Genomic DNA, 20857 nt, shown 5'->3' with positions numbered 1-20857 from the left:
ACCATGAACGCCCCCTTGCACCGCGAAATGCCCGATGGCCTGCTGGACAGCGCCCGCGCCTTGAGCGATGTCACCCAAGCCTGGGACAGCACCATCGTGCCCGAGCTGAAAAATTACATCGAGATCCCGGCCAAGTCGCCCGCTTTTGATGCCGACTGGGCCGCGCACGGCCACATCGAGTCGGTGTTGCGCCGCGCCGCCCAATGGGTCGAGGCGCAAAAGGTCGAGGGCCTTGTGCTCGAAATCATCCAGCTGCCCGGTCGCACACCGGTCATGTTTTTTGAAGTGGCCGCCACCCGCGCCGCCAGCGAGGGCTCGGGCCAGACCGTGCTGATGTACGGGCACTTGGACAAGCAGCCGGAGTTCAACGGCTGGCGCAATGACCTCGGCCCATGGACCCCGGTGTACGAAGACGGCAAGCTCTATGGCCGGGGCGGCGCAGACGACGGTTATGCGGTTTACGCCAGCATTGCCGCCGTGCAGGCCCTCAAAGCCCAGAAGACGCCCCACCCGCGCATCGTTGGCCTGATCGAGACTTGCGAAGAGTCTGGCTCGTATGACCTGCTGCCCTATGTAGACGCGCTGCGCACCCGCATGGGCGATGTGGGCCTGGTGATCTGCCTGGACAGCGGCGCGGGCAACTACGACCAGTTGTGGCTCACCACCAGCCTGCGCGGCATGGCCAGCGGCACGCTCAAGGTGCAGGTGCTGACCGAAGGCATCCACTCGGGCGACGCCTCGGGCCTGGTGCCGTCGAGCTTTCGCATCATGCGCCAGGTGCTCGACCGCCTCGAAGACAGCGCCACGGGCCGATTGCTGCCCGCCAGCTTCCATTGCGAAGTGCCTGCCGAGCGTTTGGCGCAAGCGCAAGCCACAGCCGCCATCCTTGGCGACGAGGTCTACAAGCGGTTCCCCTGGGCCCACTACGACTGCGGCGGCTCGACCAGCTTTGCCCTGCCCACCACCACCGACCCGACACAAGCCCTGCTCAACCGCACTTGGACACCGACGCTGAGCGTGACCGGAGCGGAAGGTTTTCCGGCGCTGAAAGACGCGGGCAATGTGCTGCGCCCCTACACCGCCTTCAAGCTCAGCCTGCGCCTGCCCCCGCTGGTGGACGCGGCGCAAGCCGTGGCCGAGATGAAGGCCTTGCTGGAAGACAACGCGCCCTACCAGGCCAAAGTCACGTTTGAGTCAGGCGGCGGCGCCACCGGCTGGAATGCCCCCGACACCTTGCCTTGGTTCGAGCAGGCGCTCAACAGCTCCAGCCAAGCGCACTTTGGTGCAGGCGTAGGCTACATCGGCCAAGGCGGCACCATCCCACTCATGAACATGCTGAGCGCCGGTTTCCCCAAAGCGCAAATGATGGTCTGCGGCGTGCTCGGCCCCAAGAGCAACGCACACGGACCGAACGAGTTTTTGCATGTGCCTTATGCCAAAAAACTCACGGCGGCGGTGGCCGAAGTGATGGCGCGGATGCCTTGATGACCATCAGTGCGCGCCCCTCGATCGCTCACCCAAGCCTTTCGGCTTTGCCGGGCGAGGCCGGGCAGTTGGCGGTCTACGACTGGGCCATGCCCGCCAACCAGCCCCTGGGCACGGTGCTTTTGGTGCACGGCCTGGGTGAACATGCCGGGCGCTACGCTGAGGTGGCGGCGCACTTGCGCCAGTGGGGCTTTGCGGTGCGGGCTTACGACCAGCATGGCCACGGCCAGTCCGAAGGCCCGCGTGGTGACATGCTGCGCCCCGGCAGCTTGCAGGCTGATGTGTGCCGCGTGATCGAAGACACGCGCCAGCGACCGGCTTTGAAGGACGCGCCCCTCATTTTGCTGGGCCACAGCATGGGTGGCCTGGTGGTGGCCCGCACGCTGGCCGAAGGTTTGGGCGCGGTCGATGCGGCCGTGTTGTCGTCTCCGGCTTTGGGGGCATTTCCCAATTTCTTGCAAAAAATGCTGTTGGCCACTTTGCCCCGCGTGGCGCCGCACTTGTGCGTGGACAACGGCTTGCAAGCCGATTTTGTGTCACGCGACCCCGATGTGGTGAAGGCCTACAAAGCCGATGCGCTGGTGCACCGGCGCATTTCAACGGGCCTGGCTGCATGGATTTTGGACAACGGCGAGAAGACTTTGCACGACGCTTCGGAGTGGGCCGTGCCTACTTTGCTGATGTACGCAGGACAAGACAAACTGGTGAACGCGCAGGCCACCGCCGACTTTGTGCACGCTGCACCTCAGGCCGTGGTGCAGGCCCAATGCTTCGAGGCCATGTACCACGAGATCTTCAACGACCCGGACCGCGCCCAGGTGTTTGCCGCGCTCAAGCGCTGGTTGCTTGCACGCTTTTTTGCTTGAGCACCATCCACATCAGTGCCAGCCCGGTCAGAGCCACTGGGAACAGCGAGCCGATGTTCAGCCACATCCAGCCCTGGGTGGTGACCAGTGCGCCTGAAGCGAAGGAAGTCACGGCCATGGTGGCGAACACAAAGAAGTTGATAGCCGCCTGACCCCGGTCTTTTTCGGCGGGGGTCCAGGCCTTCATGGCCAGTGTGGTGCTGCCTGTGAACAGGAAGTTCCAACCCAGTCCCAGCAAGAACAGCGAGATCAGGAACTGGTGCAACTCCACGCCCGACAGGGCAATCGCGATGCACACAAAGTTGATCACCACGCCAACGCCCATGATCTGCAGTGTGCCGAATTTCTTGATCAAGTGGCCCGTGAAAAAGCCTGGCGCGAACATGCCGATCACATGCCACTCCAGCACCAGCGCCGCATCGTCAAAACTGAAGCCACACACCTGCATGGCCAGCGGGGTGGCCGCCATCAGCAAGTTCATGACGCCATAACTCAAGGCCGCTGCGGCCGCCGCCACAATGAACACCGGCTGGCGCATGATCTCGCGCAAAGGGCGGCCCGCGCTGTCGCCCGGTTTTTTGGCGGGCACAGCCGGGAAGCGGATGAAGCTCATGCACACCATGGCCAAAATGGCGACGATGCCCAGCGCCAGGTAAGCGCCCAAAAAAGGCACCTCGTACAAAGTGCGGGTGCGAGAAGCCAGGTTAGGGCCGACGATGGCGCCAATCAAACCACCCGCCAAGACCAGCGAAACCGCTTTTTCCTTGAAACCGTCCGCCGCCAATTCAGCGGCTGCAAAACGGTACAACTGGCCATTGGCACTGTAATAACCCGCAATCACCGTGGCCGCCACCAGCAACCAGAAGTTGTGGCTCCAGGCGGCATACGCGGCCAACAGCGCCGAAAACAAAGCCACCACCAGCCCCAACTGGAACGACACCTTGCGCCCCCAGCGCGACTGGCTCTTGGCCACCAGCCCGGTCGACAGTGCTCCGCCCACCACATAACCCATGACGGGCAACGTCGCCATCCAGCCCAGCGGCGCCATGGACAAACCCACCAGCCCGTTGATGGCGATGAAGGTGACGTTGTTGGTGAAGAACAGCCCTTGGCAGAGCGTGAGGAGAATGAGGTTCGGATTCATACCCTGCAGTGTATCCCCGGCCTACACGGCGGGTCCGCGCTTTGGCGACTGATGCCCATCGCCCGGTAAAATCACCGCTTTCGCCAGCCCGCACGGGCTCGGCCAGCATTGGACCCCCTTGGCGGTCCACACGATCTTCAGGACCCCTTGTGACCTACGCCCACGAAACCCGGCGCCGCCGGACTTTTGCCATCATTTCGCACCCCGACGCGGGTAAAACCACACTGACCGAAAAGCTCTTGCTGTTTTCGGGCGCGATCCAGATTGCCGGCTCGGTCAAGGCCCGCAAGGCTTCGCGCCACGCCACATCCGACTGGATGGAAATCGAAAAGCAACGTGGTATCTCGGTGGCTTCGTCCGTCATGCAGATGCTCTACCGCGAGCACGTCATCAACCTGCTCGACACGCCCGGCCACAAAGACTTCTCCGAAGACACCTACCGCGTGCTCACCGCCGTGGACTCGGCGCTCATGGTCATTGACGCGGCCAACGGTGTGGAAGCCCAGACCCGCCGACTGATCGAAGTCTGCCGTCAGCGCGACACGCCCATCATCACCTTCGTCAACAAGATGGACCGCGAAGTGCGGGACCCCCTAGACATCCTCGACGAAGTCGAACGCGAGCTGGGCATGCCTTGCGTGCCCATGACCTGGCCTGTAGGCCAGGGCAAGAGCTTTGGCGGCATCATCAACTTGCGCACGCAGGCCATGACGGTGTTCGACTCCGGCAGCGAACGCCTGCCACAAGACTTCGAAACCATCCCGCTCACCGAGCAAGCCCAACTGGCCGAGCGCTTTGGCCTGGAGTGGCAGACCGCCATGGACAGCATGGAGCTGGCCACCGGCGCATCGCCTGCATTTGACATGGCTGCGTTTTTGGCAGGCAAGCAAACCCCCGTGTTCTTCGGCTCCGGTGTGAACAACTTCGGTGTGATGGAAGTGCTCGACGCCTTGGTCGACTTGGCCCCCGCACCCAAGCCCCGCACCAGCAATCTGCTGGTCAACAAGCAGCCCGTGGTCAAAGAGATCCAGCCGGAAGACAGCGCGTTCTCGGGCGTGGTGTTCAAGGTGCAAGCCAACATGGACGCCAACCACCGCGACCGCATCGCCTTCGTGCGCATGGCGTCTGGCAAATACACCCCTGGCATGAAGCTCAAAGTGCAGCGCACTGCCAAGGAACTGCGCCCCACCAGCGTGGTGACCTTTTTGAGCCAACGCCGCGAAGCGGTGGACGAAGCCTACGCGGGCGACATCATTGGCTTCACCACCCATGGCGGCGTGCAGCTGGGCGACACCATCACCGACGGCGCGAATTTGCAATTCACCGGCCTGCCCTTCTTTGCGCCCGAACTCTTCATGACCGTAATCCTGAAGAACCCGCTGCGCACCAAGCAGCTGCAAACCGGCCTCGACCAACTGGGCGAAGAAGGCGCGATCCAGGTCTTCAAACCCGAAATCGGCGGCCCCATGCTGCTGGGCGCGGTGGGCCAGCTGCAGTTTGAAGTGGTGCAACACCGCCTCAAAGCCGAATACGACTGCGACGTGCGCCTGGAAGGCTGCCAGTACACCGGCGCCCGCTGGATCACCGCCGACACCCCTGCCGAGCTGCGCGAATTCACCAACGCCTACCCGCAGCGCATGTCACTCGACGCGGCAGGCACCTTGGCCTATTTGTGCACCAGCCCTTACGACGTGCGGCTGGCCCAAGAGCGCTTTCCCAAGATTCACTTCCACCCGCTGCGTGAGCACGCGGGCTTGGCCTTGGGGTCTGCGGGTTAAATGCTGGAGGCGTGTCGTTTGGACCCTCAAGCCGACCCCATGCGCTGAAACAGCCCACCCGGCAGCCGCCCGACTTGGCCCATCAACTCCAGCTCCAAAAGCTGAGCCTGCAGTTGCGCCGTGGGCCAACCGCAGCGCACTTGCAGGGCGTCCAGTCCCACGGGGTCGTGGCCCATGGCACGCAGCAGGGCGCGTTCGGGATCGTGGCCTGACGGCTCATCCTCTGGCGGTGGCGCTGGCAGGTCCAGCGCCTGCTGCACGTCGGGTGTGGGCAGCTGCAGCTCTTCCAGCACATCTTGCACCGTCTCCACCAGTTTGGCGCCCTGTTTGATCAGCGCGTGGCAACCTTTGGATTGGGCTGAATGGATGGAGCCGGGGATGGCCAACACGTCGCGGCCTTGTTCCAAGGCTTGTTTGGCGGTGATGAGCGAGCCCGATTGCACAGCAGCTTCGACCACCAGCGTGGCCTGCGACAAGCCCGAGATCAGGCGGTTGCGGCGCGGAAAGTTGGGCGACAGCGGCGGGGTGCCCAGTGGGTATTCGCTCAGGATCAGCCCATTTTGTGCAATGCGGTGCGCCAGTTCGCGGTGCTGGCGCGGGTACACCCGGTCCAGCCCAGTGCCCACCACGGCGATGGTGGCCAGTTGTCCTTTTGTGGCGCCCTGCAGTGCGCCTTCATGGGCCGCACCGTCCACCCCGAGCGCCAGGCCCGAGACCACGGTCAGCCCACTGGCGGCCAAGCCGAAGGCAAAGGCGCGGGCGTTCTCGGCACCTTGGGGCGTGGGGTTGCGGCTGCCCACCATGGCCAACGCTTGCTCGGCCCGCAAAGTTGCCAGCTGCGCCGTCTGGCCCAAGGCATAGAGCATCAGCGGTGGGTCGGGAATGTCGAGCAAGGGGGCAGGGTAGTCGGCATCGCCCAGGGTGATCACGCAGCGGCCCGGTCCGTTGGCGGTCTGCAGCCAGTCGAGGGTATTTTGGATGAGGTCCACGCAGCCATCGGGCATGATGCGCAGCGCCTGCGCCTGTTTGGCGTTGACCACTTGGCACAAGGCGGTTTCGGTTTGCGCAAAGAGGGCTTGGGGCTCGCCAAAGGCCGCCAGCAGCCGCCTGGCGCTTTCGGGGCCCACGCCGGGCGTGAGCACCAGCCGCAACCACGCGCCCAGTTCTTCGGGGGTGTTGACCATCTTTGTCTCCCTGTGCAGCCTGATGGCTGTCGAATGCATGTTGTGCCAAGCATTGTGGTTCAAAGCCCGGTTTGCGCCAAGTCCATAAAATCACGCCATGCAGAATCCCACCCCATCCACGACCGCGCACCTGCGCCTGTGCATCCTCGAAAACGACGATCTGGACCCGCCCTTGGTGCCGCGTTACACCCGGGTGGCGGCGATGTTTGAGCAGTTGTTTGCGCAAGCGGGTTACCAAGGTCGCATCGACACCTTCAGTGCGCGGCATGGGCACTATCCAGATAGTTTTGAGGCCTACGACGCGGTGCTTTTGACCGGCAGCCGCGCCGATTCGTTTTCGGACGAGCCCTGGGTGGTGGCCTTGCGCGAGCGGGTGACGCGTTTGCTGCATGACCAGCACAAGTTGCTCGGCGTGTGTTTTGGCCACCAGCTGATCGCGCATTGCCTGGGAGCGCCTGTGCAGCGGGCACCCCGGGGGTGGCGGGTCGGGCGGCAGGCGTATGACTGGCTGGGCGCGCCCGAACACCTGGGGCTGGCACCCGACCCATCGCCCCAAATGGCCTTGTTGGCCAGCCACCAGGATCAGGTGCTGGCCTTGCCGCCTGGGGCCACCTTGCTCGCCACGCAGCCCGATTGCCCGGTGGCGGCCTATGCGCTGGGTGACCAGGTGTTTTGCATCCAGCCTCACCCGGAGTTCACGCCCGAGGTGTCGGCCTTTTTGCTGAACAAGCGACGGGTCATGCTGGGGGAGCCGCTTTATGAGCAAAGTATCGAAAGTCTTTCAGACCCACATGACGGTTTGGCGCTGGCGCGTTTCATGATCCGTTTCGTGCAATACGGTCTCTCGGCTTGATGCTGGGTGGCCCCGGGCCGAAATGATCGAAAATAAGCCTATTCACATTTGATTTTTAGACGTTATGGCCCTGCTCCCCATCCTTTGCTACCCCGACCCTCGCTTGCACAAGGTGGCTAAACCTGTGCAAGCGGTGGACGCCCGCATCCACGCCCTCATCGACGACATGCTGGAGACCATGTACGACGCCGGTGGTATTGGCCTGGCCGCCTCGCAGATCGATGTGCACGAGCGCTTGGTGGTGATCGACACGTCTGAAGAGCGCAACCAGCCCATGGTGCTGATCAACCCCGAAATCAGCTGGATGAACGACGAGCGCGTCAAGGGTGAAGAGGGCTGCCTGTCGGTGCCCGGCATTTACGACGGCGTGGAACGTGCCACCCAAGTCAAGGTCACGGCCTTGGACCGCGATGGCCAAAGCCGCACGATCGAGGCCGATGGCATGCTGGCCATTTGCATCCAGCATGAGCTCGACCACCTGTTGGGCAAGGTGTTTGTGGAGTACCTCTCGCCACTCAAGCAAGGCCGCATCAAGACCAAGATGGTCAAAGCCCAAAAAGCCGGGCGCTGATTCCTTTTAAAGAACCTTTCATGCGTTTGATTTTCGCGGGCACGCCCGAATTTGCCCAAGTGGCGCTGGCCGCCTTGCATGCGGCAGGTCACGAGATCGTGCTGGTGCTGACCCAACCTGACCGGCCCGCAGGGCGCGGCATGAAGCTGCAGCCTTCGCCCGTCAAGCAATGGGCCTTGGACCATGCGGTGCCTGTGGCCCAGCCGCGCAGCCTGCGGCTCGATGGCAAATACCCCGAAGACGCTGCCGCTGCCCGCCAGACGCTGCTGGACGCCAAGGCCGACGCCATGATCGTGGCCGCTTATGGCTTGATCTTGCCGCAGTGGGTGCTGGACTTGCCGCCCAAGGGTTGCCTGAACATCCACGCTTCTTTGTTGCCACGCTGGCGCGGTGCGGCGCCGATTCACCGCGCCATCGAGGCGGGCGACACACAAACCGGCATCACCATCATGCAGATGGACGCGGGCTTGGACACGGGCGACATGCTGCTGGTCTTGCCTTGCGCCCTGGCGCCCACCGACACCACCGCCGTGCTGCACGACCGCTTGGCCGAGTTGGGCGGACAAGCCATCGTGCAGGCTCTGACCCACTTGAGCGACCTGTCTCGCCAGCCTCAGCCCTTGGCGGGTGTGAACTACGCGCACAAGATCGACAAAGCCGAAGCCGCACTCGACTGGGCCCTGAGCGCCGAGGTGCTGGCGCGGCGCATCCGCGCCTTTGACCCGTTTCCGGGCATGACCGTGCCGCTGGCCACCGCCTCCGGTGTGGAAACCCTCAAGCTTTGGCAAGCGGAGGCCGAAGCGGCCGAAGAGATGGCTCAGCCGGGCACCGTGCTCAGCGCCGATGCGTCTGGCGTGCGGGTGGCCTGTGGTGAGGGCCAGTTGTGCCTGACCCAGTTGCAGCGTCCCGGTGGCAAGCGCCTGGGTGCTGCCGACTTTTTGCGCGGTTGCCCCTTGCAACCTGGCCAGCGCTTGGTGGCCTGATGTTTTTTCGGCCCACGCTCTACCGCCGTGCCGAGTTCTGGCAAGGCCTGCGTGACTTGGCCCCGCAAGCGCCCGGTGTGGCGGCTTGGGGCTTGATGACCGGGGTGGCCATGGTCAAGTCGGGTATGAGTGTGTTCGAGGCTGTGGCCATGACCATGCTGGTGTTCGCCGGCAGCTCGCAGTTGGCGGCCATTCCACTTTTGGTGGCGGGGGCCCCGGCTTGGGTGATTTTGGCGACCGGGTTTTGCGTGAACCTGCGCTTTGTGGTGTTCAGCTTGCACCTGCGGCCGTATCTGATGCACCTGCCGCGTTGGCAGCGCATGTGCCACGGCTACTTCACTGCCGACATCACCTATGTGCTGTTCACCCGGCACTACCCTCAGCCAGGCAGCACCGACACCGAGCGCACGGGGCAAGAGGCTTATCTGGCGGGCAATTATTTCCTGAACTGGGGCAGCTGGATCGTGGCCAGTCTGCTGGGCGTGGGCTTGGCCAATCTGATCCCACCGGAATGGGGCTTGGGCTTCGCGGGCATCTTGTGTTTGCTGGGTATCCAGTGCTCGCTGGCCAGCTCGCGCATGCGTATCCTTTCAGCCGCTGTGGCGGGTGCAGCAGCAGTGGCCGCTTACAACCTGCCGCTCAAACTCAACATCGTGGTGGCGATTGCCGTGGCGGTGATCCTGTGTCTGACGGTTGAAAAAATCCGGCCTGCACCGAAGGCGGCGGCATGAACGAAACCGATCTGTGGACGCTGGCCGTCATCGTGGGCCTGGCCGTGGTCACGGTGGTGGCCCGAAGTTTCTTTTTCATCTCCAGCCAGTCCTGGCAGTTGCCCGGCTGGGCGCAGCGCGGTTTGCAGTACGCGCCCATTGCAGCGCTGTCGGCCGTGGTCATTCCCGAAATCATCACGGTGCAGGGTGATTTGATTAACACCTGGCAAGACGCCCGTTTGTACGCGGCTGCTGCGGGTGTGGCCGCTTACTTTTGGCGGCGCGGTGTGTTGACTACGATCCTGGTTGGCATGGCGGTTTACCTGCCTTTGCGCCTTGGACTGGGTTGGTAAGTCTCGTTGGGGCATTGTTCGGGTTTCGTATCTGCCCCGCATGTCAGCCGTTGTCAGACCTGGCTTTTAAAATCGGTGGGAATTCTTCCCTTCACTCTTCTTCACACCATGAACGTCATCCGCTTTTCCGATCTTTGTGCCAAAGGCCAAGCCGCTGGTCAGCGCGTCTTCATTCGCGCCGACCTGAACGTGCCACAAGCCGATGACGGCCGCATCACCGAAGACACCCGCATCCGCGCCAGCGTGCCCTGCATCCAGATGGCTTTGGATGCAGGCGCTGCTGTGATGGTGACCTCGCACTTGGGCCGCCCCACCGAGGGCGAGTTCAAGCCCGAAGACTCGCTGGCTCCCGTGGCCAAGCGCTTGGGCGAGTTGCTCGGCCGCGATGTACCGCTGGTGGCCAACTGGGTCGGCGGTGTGGACGTGCAGCCCGGCCAGGTGGTCTTGCTCGAGAACTGCCGTGTCAACAAGGGCGAGAAGAAAAACAACGAAGACTTGGCCCGCAAGATGGCCCAGTTGTGCGACATCTATGTGAACGATGCTTTTGGCACGGCCCACCGCGCCGAAGGCACGACCTACGGCATCGCCCAGTTCGCCCCCATCGCCTGTGCAGGTCCTTTGCTGGCCGCCGAGATCGACGCGATTGGCAAGGCGCTGGCTGCGCCGAAGCGCCCATTGGCCGCCATCGTGGCGGGCAGCAAGGTCAGCACCAAACTGACCATCTTGAAGAGCCTGTCGCAAAACGTGGACCAGTTGATCGTGGGCGGCGGCATTGCCAACACCTTCATGCTGGCGGCGGGTCTGAAGATCGGCAAGAGCCTGGCCGAAGCCGATTTGGTGGATGAGGCCAAAGCCGTGATTGAAGCCATGAAGGCCAGGGGCGCAGAAGTGCCGATCCCAACTGATGTGGTGACCGCCAAGACCTTTGCCGCCGACGCCGTGGCCACGGTGAAGAAAGCTACCGAGGTGGCCGACGACGACATGATTTTGGACATTGGCCCTGAGACGGCTGCCAAGCTGGCCGCGCAGCTCAAGCAGGCGGGCACCATTGTGTGGAACGGCCCGGTGGGCGTGTTCGAGTTTGCGGCTTTTGAAAACGGCACAAAAGTCATTGCGCAAGCGATTGCCGAGTCCAGCGCCTTCAGCATCGCGGGCGGTGGCGACACGCTGGCGGCGATTGCCAAATACGGCATCGAAGCGCAAGTGGGCTACATTTCGACCGGCGGTGGTGCGTTCCTGGAAATCCTGGAAGGAAAGACCTTGCCCGCTTTCGAGATTTTGGCCAAACGGGCTGCGGCCTGAGGGCCTGTCGAACCTGAGGGGCGAGCTGCAGTTTCTCAGGCAGGTCGATAGGCTTTGGCCACGACATGAATTTTCAGAACCCACTTCACAAAAAACCCCGCATTGCGGGGTTTTTTGTGGTCGGCGATGGCCTCAGATCAGGCCTGTGCAGCAGGCGGCAGGTTGCCACGCACCGGGCTGGTCATGTTGCCTTTGAAGTCGGTCCAGCACTCACGGGTGAAGTCGTACATCTTGCAGTTTTTGGCGGTCTCGAAATACCACTTCCATGAGAAGGGCTGCACGATGATGCGGCCGGGCAGCATTTCTTCGAGTTTGGCCTGCGCTTGCTTAAGGCGGTACAGCGGAATGCTCATGTCCACATGGTGGGCGGTGTGCTCCATGATGTGGTGCATCATGCCGCCGATGTTGAACGGGAAGGTCAGGTGCACCGTGGTCGAGACAAAGGGCGCGGCCTTGGTCCAGGCGGCTTTGTTGTCGTGCCAGGAGACCTTGACGTGGGTGTGGTGCACATAGACCACAAAGCCGATCATGGTGTTCCAGAAGAAGAAGGGGATCAGCACGCCCATCAGCAAGGACAGCCAGACCGACTGCCCGGTGTAGACAGCCGCAGCGGCGATGGCGGCGATCCACAGCACGCCAAAAGCACTGGCCAGCAGGCTGTCCTTGAAGAAGATCGGGCGGCGCGTGGGCATGTGGGTTTTGTTGGGGAAGAACTCGCGCTTCCACCAAATTTCGATCATGTAGTACAGGCCAGGGGCCCAGCCGCTGCGGTAGGCGCGTTGCAGCAAGCGTTGCATGGGGCTCAAGGCGGCAAATTCTTCGGCCGTCAGGGGGGTCCAGACAAAGTCCACGCCTTTGAGGTTGGTGTAGCCGTGGTGCACCACGTTGTGGCCAGTGTCCCAAAGGCTGTAAGGCGTGAGCGAGGGCAAAAACGCGATGCGACCCAGCACTTTGTTGAGTTCGCGGTGGGGCGTGAGACTTTGGTGACAAGCGTCGTGACCGATCACAAACAGGCGGCCGATGACAAAACCCGCCACCATGGCGCACAGCAACTTGGCCCACACGGCTTCGAGCATCACGGTGGCTGTGATCAGGGCAAAGAACAAGGCGTAGTCAAAAGCGAGCAACACAAAAGCGCGCGCTGTGCTGCGCTCTGACAAAGGGATCAGCCACTCACGCAAAGTCTTGCGGTGGGGCAGGGCTTGGTCCAAGGAGATGGGCTGATCGGCGTTGGGGGTGTGTAAGGCAGTCATGACGCTTGAATGTAAATCGCTCAGGATGGAGTTTAGTCGGCTTGGCGTTTCACTGGGCTGACAAAGATCAATTCAAGGGGATTGGTAAGGGAAACCGGCGGTAACGGGACTGATCTGGCAGCAACTTGTCGTTAAAAGTCAGAAATTGACGGGTCTTTCCGACAGGGATTGACGGTTATTGATCGCAAGAATGCCCTCGAAAGATCCCGTCATGTAACCGATTTCGTGTGAGAATTGAAACCAAATTACATTGGAGATTTCCTGATGCCCCGTCGCGCCACCAAGATTGTTGCCACTTTAGGCCCTGCTTCCAGCGATCCCGCAATGCTTGAAGCCATGATCCGAGCAGGCGTCAATGTGGTTCGCCTGAACTTCAGCCACGGCAAGGCCCAAGACCATGTCGACCGCGCCCGCTTGGTGCGCGAAGCCTCGCAGCGTGCAGGCCGCGAGGTGGCCATCATGGCCGACCTCCAAGGCCCCAAGATCCGGGTGGGCAAGTTTGCCGAAGGCAAAGTGATGTTGGAGCCCGGTGCTCCCTTTGTGCTGGACGCCTCGCGCGCCGAGCTGGGCGACATCGAAGGCGTGGGTCTCGACTACAAAGAGCTGCCACGTGACGTGAAAGCAGGCGATGTGCTCTTGCTCAACGATGGCCTGATCGAGCTCACGGTGAACGCCGTCAAGGGCGAGCAGGTCCACACCACAGTCAAGTTGGGCGGTGAGTTGTCCAATAACAAGGGCATCAACAAACAGGGCGGCGGCCTGACAGCCCCGGCCCTGACGGCCAAGGACATGGAAGACATCAAAACGGCCATGAGCTTCAATGCCGACTATGTGGCGGTGAGCTTCCCCAAAAACGCGACCGACATGGAAATGGCGCGCCAGCTGTGCAATGTGGCTTGCAGCAGTGGCCACAAGCCCGGCCTGATCGCCAAGATCGAACGCGCTGAAGCGATCCCCGAGCTGGACCGCATCCTCCAGGTGACGGACGGCATCATGGTCGCACGCGGTGATTTGGCGGTGGAGGTGGGCAATGCCGCCGTGCCAGGCCTGCAAAAACACATGATCAAACGCGCCCGCGAACTGGACAAGCTGGTCATCACCGCCACCCAGATGATGGAGAGCATGATCGTCAACCCGGTGCCCACCCGCGCCGAAGTGTCGGATGTGGCCAACGCCGTGCTGGACGGCACCGACGCAGTGATGCTCAGTGCCGAAACCGCTGCAGGCAAGTACCCGCTGGAGACTGTCGAAATGATGGCTGCCATTTGTCTTGAGGCCGAAAAAACCGACCACGACCCACTGGAAGATGACTTTGTGGGGGCGCACTTTGACCGCATCGACCATGCCATCGCCATGGGCGCCCTGTTCACGGCGCACCACCTCAAAGCCAAGGCGATTGTGGCCTTGACCGATTCAGGTTCAACCGCGCTGTGGATGAGCCGCCACAGCGTGCGCATGCCCATTTATGCCCTCACGCCCAAGGTTGCGACCCAGCGCAAGATGGCCCTGATGCGCAACGTCAGCCCCTTGCTGATGGACACCAGCGCTGACCGCGACACGGCCTTGGCCGATGCCGAAGCGCACCTGAAAAAGCGCGGCATTGTGCACTCGGGCGATGTGTACGCCATCACCGTGGGTGAGCCCATGGGCACGCCTGGCGGCACCAACACGCTCAAAATTTGCCGGGCAGATTGATCATGAGGCCATCCCACCACGTCAGCGTGGTGGGGCTGTTGGCCAGAGTTTGCTGCCGGGTGGTGGACCAAAACCTATAAAATCAGGCCAGTTACAAGCCGGTTACAGCCCGGCGCCGCCGAATTTTTAACTTCCCCGGGAAATCACCACCATGGCACTCGTTTCTATGCGCGAGCTGCTGGACCATGCGGCCGTCAACCGCTACGGCATTCCAGCTTTCAACGTCAACAACTTGGAGCAAGTCCAGGCCGTCATGATGGCCGCCGACGAGGTCGGTGCGCCTGTCATCTTGCAGGCCAGCGCGGGTGCCCGCAAATACGCGGGTGAGCCCTTCATCAAACACCTGATCCAGGCCGCCACCGAGCAGTGGCCGCACATTCCGCTGGTCATGCACCAAGACCACGGGCAAAGCCCAGCGGTATGCCAAGGCGCGATCAACCTTGGTTTCTCGTCGGTGATGATGGATGGCTCTTTGCTGGAAGACGGCAAGACCCCGGCTGACTTTGCCTACAACGTCGACGTGACCCGCCGCGTGGTGGACATGGCACATTTGTTGGGTGTGTCGGTGGAAGGCGAATTGGGCTGCTTGGGCAATTTGGAAACCGGTGAAGCCGGTGAAGAAGACGGCATTGGCGCCGAAGGCAAACTCGACCACAGCCAGATGCTGACCGACCCCGAAGAAGCCGCTCAGTTTGTGAAAGCCACAGGACTGGACGCTTTGGCCATTGCCATTGGCACCAGCCATGGCGCTTACAAGTTCAGCCGCAAGCCCACGGGCGACATTTTGGCCATCAGCCGCGTCAAAGAAATTCACCAGCGCATCCCCAACACCCACTTGGTGATGCACGGTTCGTCCAGCGTGCCGCAAGAGCTGCTGGCCATGATCAACCAGTACGGCGGCCAGATGAAGGAAACCTACGGCGTGCCGGTCGAGGAAATCCAGGAAGCCATCAAGCACGGCGTGCGCAAGATCAACATCGACACCGACATCCGTCTGGCGATGACCGCCGCTTGCCGCAAGTTTTTGTTTGAAAACCCAGACAAGTTCGACGCCCGCGAATGGCTCAAGCCCGCCCGCGAAGCGGCCAAACAAATCTGCAAACAGCGCTACCTGGAGTTCGGTTGCGAAGGCCAGGCCCCCAAGATCAAGGGCGACAACCTGCAGGTGGTGGCCGCCCGTTATGCGCGGGGTGAATTGGCGCAAGTGGTGAACTGAGCCTGCGATAATTGACCCGAATGGCCCGTTGACTGTTCAACGGGCCTTTTTCTTTTTTGCTGTTGCCTGATTGTTTTGCCATGACCTCTGCACTCCATACCTCGGCCCTGACCTCCTTGCCCCTGCTGGCGCGTGGCAAAGTGCGCGACAACTACGCGGTGGGCGAGGGCCGCATCTTGATGGTGGCTTCGGACCGCATCAGCGCGTTTGACGTGATCATGGGCGAGCCGATTCCCGGCAAGGGCGTGCTGCTCACGCAAATGGCGCTGTTTTGGTTTGACCAACTCGGACCCAAGGGCCTGAACATTTGTCCGATCCATTTGACAGGCGAAGGGCCCGAGAGCGTGGTGAGCGCCGAAGAGGTGCCGCAGGTCACGGGCCGCTCCATGCTGGTCAAGCGCCTTCAACCCATCCCGGTTGAGGCTGTGGTGCGCGGCTATTTGGCTGGCAGTGGTTGGAAGGAATACCAGGACAACCAGGCCGTGTGTGGCGTGCCACTGCCCGCAGGCCTGAAAAACGCAAGCCGTTTGCCCGAGCCCATCTACACGCCCGCAGCCAAAGCGGCAGTGGGTGAGCACGACGAAAACATCACTTTTGAGCAAACCGTGGCCATGATCGGCACCGATCTGGCCACCCGCATTCGCGACATCAGCATCCAGCTCTACAAAGCCGCCCGCGACATCGCGGCCACCAAGGGCATCATCATTGCCGACACCAAGTTCGAGTTTGGCCTGGATGCCGATGGCACGCTGGTGTTGATGGACGAGGTGTTGACGCCCGATTCATCCCGTTATTGGCCTGCCGACAGCTACGTGGAAGGCGCCAACCCGCCCAGCTACGACAAGCAGTTCTTGCGCGACTGGCTGGAGACCGCCACGGTCAATGGCAAGCCTTGGGACAAGACCCCGCCTGCGCCCCGCTTGCCGCGCGAAGTGATCGAGAACACCGCCGCCAAATACGAAGAAGCCATGAAGAAGTTGATGGCCTGAACCCCACCGCAGGTTGGGCACAAAAAAGGCGCTGCATGGCAGCGCCTTTTGCTTGGAGATTCAGAAATCAGCCGGTGAACGCCAGCAGTGTCATGGCATCGAGCAGCAAGGTGGTGCTGGCCACCAGCAAGCTGGCCCAAGTTAGAGTTTGGCCGCGTGGGTGCAGGGATGCGCCCCAGAATGCGGCCAGGCAAACCATTTCCAGGCTGCCGCGCATCCACAGGTAGCGGCTGCTGTCGACCAGCTTGGCTGCATCGGGGCTCATCAGCACGGCATACAGGAAAATGCCTTTGACCAGCCAGAGTGCAGCGCCCCAATGCAGGGTCGGCAGTTGTGCCGCAAGTGAGCGCTTGGCCATGTTTGAACGCAAAGGGACACCACCGAGCAGGGATTGCAGCTCTTCAGGGGTGATCAGGGGCTCAGCGCGTGGCATGGTTTCAAAATGAGTTCAAAAGTGATGGTTAAATTTTAGGTTGCAACAACTTGCAAAAGCGCGGCCATGCCCCGGTTGATGGGCTGAAACCGGTAAATGTCTGTAACGACAAGTATTACATTGGGGGTGGATCGCCAAAGTGGGTGCATGAGGGCACTCACCAGCCCGTGGTGGCTGAGCCGCGCAGTGAGGCTTGGCGGCGCAGCCGTGAAAAAGCCCGGTCAGTTTGCATCGCTGCAGCTGAACCGGGCTACGGGTTGGGGGGCGGTTGTGTTCAGTTGAGCGCCATGCTCAGCTTGCGGCGGTAGCTGGAGATCATGGCCAAGAGCGGGTCTTCTTGTAGGGCCGCTTTGCCCATCAACTCAATACCGCCCGCTGATTTGCCCGTGGCGTCTTGGGTTTTGGGCTTGGGCGGTGTCATCAGTTCCAGCAAAGCCACAAAGGTTCTGCGCGGGGCTTCGTTGTCCCACTTCTTGTCGCGCATGATGATTTCGAGCAATTCGTCCATGGCCGCTTCCCATTGGCCAATGGCGATCAGCAAGCGGCTTTTGGCAAAACGGGCCTCAAAGTCGCGTTTATTTTGGGCAATCAAGGCGTCAAACTGGTCAAGGTCCCATTCGCCGCGGGGATCTGTGGTGATGAATTCCAAAGCGTTGAGCCACTGGGTTTGCGCCTCAAAGCGCAGTGGCACCGGGATGCGGGCCATGGCCGGGGCCAACAAAGCGGAGGCTTCGGCCAATTCACCCAAGCCAATCAGCAGCTTGACCAGGTCAAAACGCGCATCGTCGTTACCGGGGTCGGTGGCCAGAGCCTGTTCTAAGGCGGCGCGAGCGCTGTCTGCGTCACCCGCTTGCAGGTGTTCTTCGGCTTCTTGGGCGGCTGCTTGTGCTTGCAGCTCGCCTTCGGCGGGCAGGTGTTTGTCCAAGAACTGCTTGACTTGGCCTTCGGGCAAAGCGCCCATGAAGCCGTCGACCGGCTGGCCGTTCATCAGCAGCACACAGGTGGGGATGCTTTTGATGCCAAAGGCCTGGGCCAGTTGCTGCTCTTGGTCGGAGTTGATCTTGACCAGCTTGAAGCGGCCTTCGTAGGCGGTTTCCACTTTTTCGAGGACGGGGCCCAGCGATTTGCAGGGGCCGCACCAAGGGGCCCAAAAGTCCACCAGCACGGGCGTGGTCATGGAGGCTTCAATCACCTCGGCTTCAAAGTTTTGTATCGTGACGTCCATCATGGCGGGCAGTGTTCCGGGTTGTGTTTCGGCTCCGAGCGAAGCGAAACCTTAAAATTCAAGATTGATCACGAAAAGCACCCAATGACTCAAGCGCTCATCGGCGTCGTCATGGGTTCCAGCTCTGACTGGGACACCATGCAGCACGCAGTCCAGATTCTCCAACAGTTTGGCATCCCTCACGACGCCCGCGTGGTTTCGGCCCACAGAATGCCGGACGATATGTTTGCCTATGCACAGAGCGCGGCCGAGCGCGGCCTGCAAGCCATCATCGCGGGCGCAGGCGGCGCGGCGCATTTGCCTGGCATGATCGCGGCCAAAACCGTGGTGCCGGTGCTGGGTGTGCCGGTGCAGACCAAGGCGCTGTCGGGGGTGGATTCGCTGCACAGCATTGTGCAAATGCCCAAGGGCGTGCCCGTGGCCACTTTTGCAATTGGCGCAGCGGGTGCGGCCAACGCGGCCCTGTTTGCGGTGGCCATGTTGGCCAACAACGACCCGGCTTTGCGTCAAAAGCTTGAAGCTTTTCGGGCCGAGCAAACCGCCATGGCCCGCGCCATGACACTCCCAACCGGAGGTGCCGCATGAGCCGCGCCATTTTGCCGGGCTCCATGGTCAATGGCCAGATGGCCACTTTGGGCGTGATGGGGGGCGGCCAGTTGGGCCGCATGTTTGTGCACGCTGCGCAGGCCATGGGTTACTTCACCGCGGTGCTTGACCCCGATGCGGCCAGCCCCGCCGGACTGGTGAGCCACCACCACATCCAAACCGATTATTTGGACGAGCAGGGCTTGGCTCAATTGATGCAGCGCTGCGCTGCCATCACCACCGAATTTGAAAACGTGCCCGCGCCTGCGCTGATGACCTTGGGCGCACACCGCCCGGTAGCGCCTGCCTCAGACTCGGTCGCCATTGCACAAGACCGCGCCGCCGAGAAGGCCCACTTTGTGCGCTGCGGCGTGCCGGTTGCGCCGCATGCCGTCATCGAGACGGCGGAGCAGTTGGCGGTGGTGGGCGAGGATTTGCTGCCTGGCATCTTGAAAACCTCGCGCATGGGCTACGACGGCAAAGGCCAGATCCGCGTCAAGGCGCGTGAAGAATTGGCAGCGGCTTGGGCCGAGTTGAAGGGCGTGCCCTGCGTGCTCGAAAAGATGCTGCCGCTGCAGGCCGAGTGTTCGGTCATCGTGGCGCGTGGGGCCGATGGGCAGATGGTGAATTTTCCGGTGCAACTGAACCTGCACCGCGAGGGCATTTTGGCCGTGACCAGCGTGTACGAAGGTGCCGTGCCGACCGATGTCGCCGCCCAAGCCGTGGCTGCGACCCGCGCCATTGCCGAGGGTTTGAATTACGTGGGCGTGCTGTGCGTGGAATTTTTCCTGCTCGAAGGCGGCCAGCTGGTCGTGAACGAAATGGCCCCGCGCCCGCACAACAGCGGCCACTACACCATGAACGCTTGTGACCAGTCGCAGTTTGAGCTGCAGGTGCGCACCTTGGCGGGTTTGCCGCTCACCCAGCCGCGCCAGCATTCGAGCGCCATCATGCTCAACCTGCTGGGCGATCTGTGGCCCGAAGTCACACCCACAGGCAAAGGCCCAACCAGCCCCGCTTGGGCACAGGTGCTGGCGCTGCCTGGCACGCACTTGCATCTGTACGGCAAGTTGTCGGCCCGGCCCGGTCGCAAGATGGGTCACCTGAACATCACGGCTGAGACGCCTGAGGCTGTGCGGGCTACGGCCTTGCAAGCGGCCGCTTTGCTTGGCATCGAAGCCTTTTAAGGTTGGGCATGATCCTCCGTGCCAACGAAGCGGCCATCGCGCAGGCTGCACAAGCTTTGTTTGACGGCCAGTTGGTCGGACTGCCGACCGAGACCGTGTACGGCTTGGCGGCCAACGCGAGCGACGACGGGGCGGTCGCAAAAATCTTTGTGGCCAAGGGCCGCCCGGCCGACCACCCGCTGATCGTGCATGTGGCCAGCGCCGCGCAAGTACCCGTGTTTGCCGCGCAAGTGCCTGACTTTGCGCAAGCGCTGATCAATGCCTTTTGGCCCGGCCCGTTGACCTTGATCTTGCCGCGCCAAAGCGGTGTGGCCAAGGCCTCGGCCGGGGGGCAAGACTCAATCGGTTTGCGGTGTCCTTCGCACCCGGTGGCCCAACAGCTTTTGCAAGCCTGTGCGGACCTGGGTGTGCTGGGCGTGTCCGCCCCCAGCGCCAACCGCTTTGGCCGCGTGAGCCCCACCAGTGCTGCGCATGTGCAGTCCGAGCTGGGGCCCGATTTACTCATTTTGGATGGCGGCGAATGTGATGTGGGCATCGAGTCCACCATCATCGACTGCACCCGTGGGGAGCCCGTGTTGCTGCGCCCTGGACACATCACGCGGGCGCAAATCGAAGCGGCATGTGGCCGCACCGTGCTGGACAAGGATGCCCCCCAAGCGGCGCTGGGCCAGCCTGCGCCCCGCGCCTCGGGCACGCTCGAATCGCATTACGCACCCCGCGCGAAGGTGCGCCTGATGTCGGCGGCCGACATCGCCTCCAAATTGCAAGCCCTGGGGCCACACGCCAACAACCTGGGTCTGTGGTCGGCCAAGCGGCCTGCAACCGACGAAGGCTTCGGGTCAGGGGTGCTATGGCTTGAGCAAGCCACCACGGCAGAGCAAGCCGCGCACGACTTGTTCAGTGTCTTGCGCGACCTGGACGCCCGGGGCGTCACGCAAATCTGGGTCCAGCTGCCCCCTGATACACCCGAGTGGGAAGGCGTGAGGGACAGGCTGCAGCGGGCTGCGGCTTAACGCTGTAGCGCCAAATGCCCGCAGTTGCAGGT

Annotated in this window: 20 protein-coding genes; 15 read left to right on the top strand and 5 right to left on the bottom strand. The window is 62.1% G+C overall.

Going from position 1 to position 20857, the window contains the following annotated elements; genetic code table 11:
* The first annotated feature begins 3 nt into the window (after nucleotides 1-3).
* Nucleotides 4-1485, top strand: a complete 1482-nt coding sequence (locus tag B9Z50_RS04110) for a M20 family metallopeptidase (RefSeq protein WP_108362331.1) — start codon at nucleotides 4-6, stop codon at nucleotides 1483-1485.
* Nucleotides 1485-2351 carry an alpha/beta hydrolase gene (locus B9Z50_RS04105; protein WP_108362330.1) on the top strand — a complete coding sequence of 289 codons (867 nt, stop codon included), beginning with the start codon at nucleotides 1485-1487 and terminating at the stop codon, nucleotides 2349-2351. Before B9Z50_RS04110 ends, B9Z50_RS04105 begins: the two co-directional genes overlap by 1 nt.
* On the opposite strand, the gene B9Z50_RS04100 is transcribed toward B9Z50_RS04105, so the two are convergent.
* Nucleotides 2317-3495 (bottom strand): MFS transporter, encoded by a 1179-nt coding sequence (locus tag B9Z50_RS04100; RefSeq protein ID WP_108362329.1) that lies wholly within the window; start codon nucleotides 3493-3495, stop codon nucleotides 2317-2319. The two genes, B9Z50_RS04105 and B9Z50_RS04100, sit on opposite strands and share 35 nt — an antisense overlap.
* Nucleotides 3496-3644: 149 nt before the next feature.
* On the opposite strand from B9Z50_RS04100, the gene B9Z50_RS04095 reads away from it, so the two are divergent.
* Nucleotides 3645-5273, top strand: coding sequence for a peptide chain release factor 3 (locus tag B9Z50_RS04095; protein WP_108362328.1), 1629 nt, complete (start codon nucleotides 3645-3647; stop codon nucleotides 5271-5273).
* 26 nt (nucleotides 5274-5299) lie between these two features.
* Here the strand turns inward: B9Z50_RS04095 and dprA are convergent, their stop codons facing one another.
* Nucleotides 5300-6457, bottom strand: coding sequence for a DNA-processing protein DprA (gene dprA / locus B9Z50_RS04090; protein WP_108362579.1), 1158 nt, complete (start codon nucleotides 6455-6457; stop codon nucleotides 5300-5302).
* 97 nt (nucleotides 6458-6554) lie between these two features.
* Between dprA and B9Z50_RS04085 the strand changes: the two genes are divergently transcribed.
* The 6 genes from B9Z50_RS04085 to B9Z50_RS04060 all read left to right on the top strand — a co-directional run bounded on the left by B9Z50_RS04085 (nucleotide 6555) and on the right by B9Z50_RS04060 (nucleotide 11229).
* Complete coding sequence (locus B9Z50_RS04085; RefSeq protein ID WP_233249742.1) at nucleotides 6555-7310, top strand: amidotransferase; 756 nt, start codon at nucleotides 6555-6557, stop codon at nucleotides 7308-7310.
* A gap of 64 nt (nucleotides 7311-7374) precedes the next feature.
* Nucleotides 7375-7881 (top strand): peptide deformylase, encoded by a 507-nt coding sequence (gene def / locus B9Z50_RS04080; RefSeq protein WP_108362327.1) that lies wholly within the window; start codon nucleotides 7375-7377, stop codon nucleotides 7879-7881.
* Between the two features lie 20 nt (nucleotides 7882-7901).
* A complete protein-coding gene (fmt, locus tag B9Z50_RS04075; RefSeq protein WP_108362326.1) occupies nucleotides 7902-8864 on the top strand; it encodes a methionyl-tRNA formyltransferase in 963 nt (320 codons plus the stop codon).
* Entirely contained in the window at nucleotides 8864-9595 is a 732-nt protein-coding gene (locus B9Z50_RS04070) for an AzlC family ABC transporter permease (protein WP_108362325.1), read from the top strand. Before fmt ends, B9Z50_RS04070 begins: the two co-directional genes overlap by 1 nt.
* On the top strand, nucleotides 9592-9927 hold the full coding sequence (locus tag B9Z50_RS04065) for an AzlD domain-containing protein (RefSeq protein ID WP_108362324.1): 336 nt from the start codon (nucleotides 9592-9594) through the stop codon (nucleotides 9925-9927). Before B9Z50_RS04070 ends, B9Z50_RS04065 begins: the two co-directional genes overlap by 4 nt.
* A 108-nt stretch (nucleotides 9928-10035) precedes the next feature.
* Complete coding sequence (locus tag B9Z50_RS04060) at nucleotides 10036-11229, top strand: phosphoglycerate kinase (protein ID WP_108362323.1); 1194 nt, start codon at nucleotides 10036-10038, stop codon at nucleotides 11227-11229.
* 137 nt (nucleotides 11230-11366) lie between these two features.
* Here the strand turns inward: B9Z50_RS04060 and B9Z50_RS04055 are convergent, their stop codons facing one another.
* Entirely contained in the window at nucleotides 11367-12482 is a 1116-nt protein-coding gene (locus B9Z50_RS04055; RefSeq protein ID WP_108362322.1) for a fatty acid desaturase, read from the bottom strand.
* Between the two features lie 264 nt (nucleotides 12483-12746).
* On the opposite strand from B9Z50_RS04055, the gene pyk reads away from it, so the two are divergent.
* The 3 genes from pyk (at nucleotide 12747) to B9Z50_RS04040 (ending at nucleotide 16382) form a co-directional block, all read left to right on the top strand.
* Nucleotides 12747-14177, top strand: a complete 1431-nt coding sequence (pyk, locus tag B9Z50_RS04050) for a pyruvate kinase (protein WP_108362321.1) — start codon at nucleotides 12747-12749, stop codon at nucleotides 14175-14177.
* A gap of 151 nt (nucleotides 14178-14328) precedes the next feature.
* Nucleotides 14329-15393, top strand: coding sequence for a class II fructose-bisphosphate aldolase (fba, locus tag B9Z50_RS04045; protein WP_108362320.1), 1065 nt, complete (start codon nucleotides 14329-14331; stop codon nucleotides 15391-15393).
* 80 nt (nucleotides 15394-15473) lie between these two features.
* Nucleotides 15474-16382: a phosphoribosylaminoimidazolesuccinocarboxamide synthase gene (locus B9Z50_RS04040; protein ID WP_108362577.1), complete on the top strand. Its 909-nt coding sequence runs from the start codon at nucleotides 15474-15476 to the stop codon at nucleotides 16380-16382.
* A 67-nt stretch (nucleotides 16383-16449) separates the two neighbouring features.
* Here the strand turns inward: B9Z50_RS04040 and B9Z50_RS04035 are convergent, their stop codons facing one another.
* Together B9Z50_RS04035 and trxA are read right to left on the bottom strand one after the other, a co-directional pair.
* Nucleotides 16450-16815 (bottom strand): hypothetical protein, encoded by a 366-nt coding sequence (locus tag B9Z50_RS04035; protein ID WP_108362319.1) that lies wholly within the window; start codon nucleotides 16813-16815, stop codon nucleotides 16450-16452.
* A gap of 274 nt (nucleotides 16816-17089) precedes the next feature.
* Nucleotides 17090-18043: a thioredoxin gene (gene trxA, locus B9Z50_RS04030; protein WP_108362318.1), complete on the bottom strand. Its 954-nt coding sequence runs from the start codon at nucleotides 18041-18043 to the stop codon at nucleotides 17090-17092.
* An 81-nt stretch (nucleotides 18044-18124) separates the two neighbouring features.
* Here trxA and purE point away from each other — a divergent pair, with 81 nt between their 5' ends.
* Genes purE through B9Z50_RS04015 form a run of 3 tightly spaced genes read left to right on the top strand, consistent with a single transcriptional unit; the run spans nucleotide 18125 to nucleotide 20825 of the window.
* Nucleotides 18125-18625 (top strand): 5-(carboxyamino)imidazole ribonucleotide mutase, encoded by a 501-nt coding sequence (gene purE, locus B9Z50_RS04025; RefSeq protein ID WP_108362317.1) that lies wholly within the window; start codon nucleotides 18125-18127, stop codon nucleotides 18623-18625.
* Nucleotides 18622-19812: a 5-(carboxyamino)imidazole ribonucleotide synthase gene (locus tag B9Z50_RS04020; protein ID WP_108362316.1), complete on the top strand. Its 1191-nt coding sequence runs from the start codon at nucleotides 18622-18624 to the stop codon at nucleotides 19810-19812. Before purE ends, B9Z50_RS04020 begins: the two co-directional genes overlap by 4 nt.
* 8 nt (nucleotides 19813-19820) lie before the next feature.
* Nucleotides 19821-20825 (top strand): L-threonylcarbamoyladenylate synthase, encoded by a 1005-nt coding sequence (locus tag B9Z50_RS04015; RefSeq protein WP_108362576.1) that lies wholly within the window; start codon nucleotides 19821-19823, stop codon nucleotides 20823-20825.
* The last annotated feature ends 32 nt before the right edge of the window (nucleotides 20826-20857 follow it).

The sequence above is a fragment of the Limnohabitans sp. Bal53 genome (assembly GCF_003063355.1).
GTDB lineage: Bacteria > Pseudomonadota > Gammaproteobacteria > Burkholderiales > Burkholderiaceae_C > Limnohabitans_A.
This window is presented reverse-complemented; position numbering and strand designations above follow the sequence as displayed.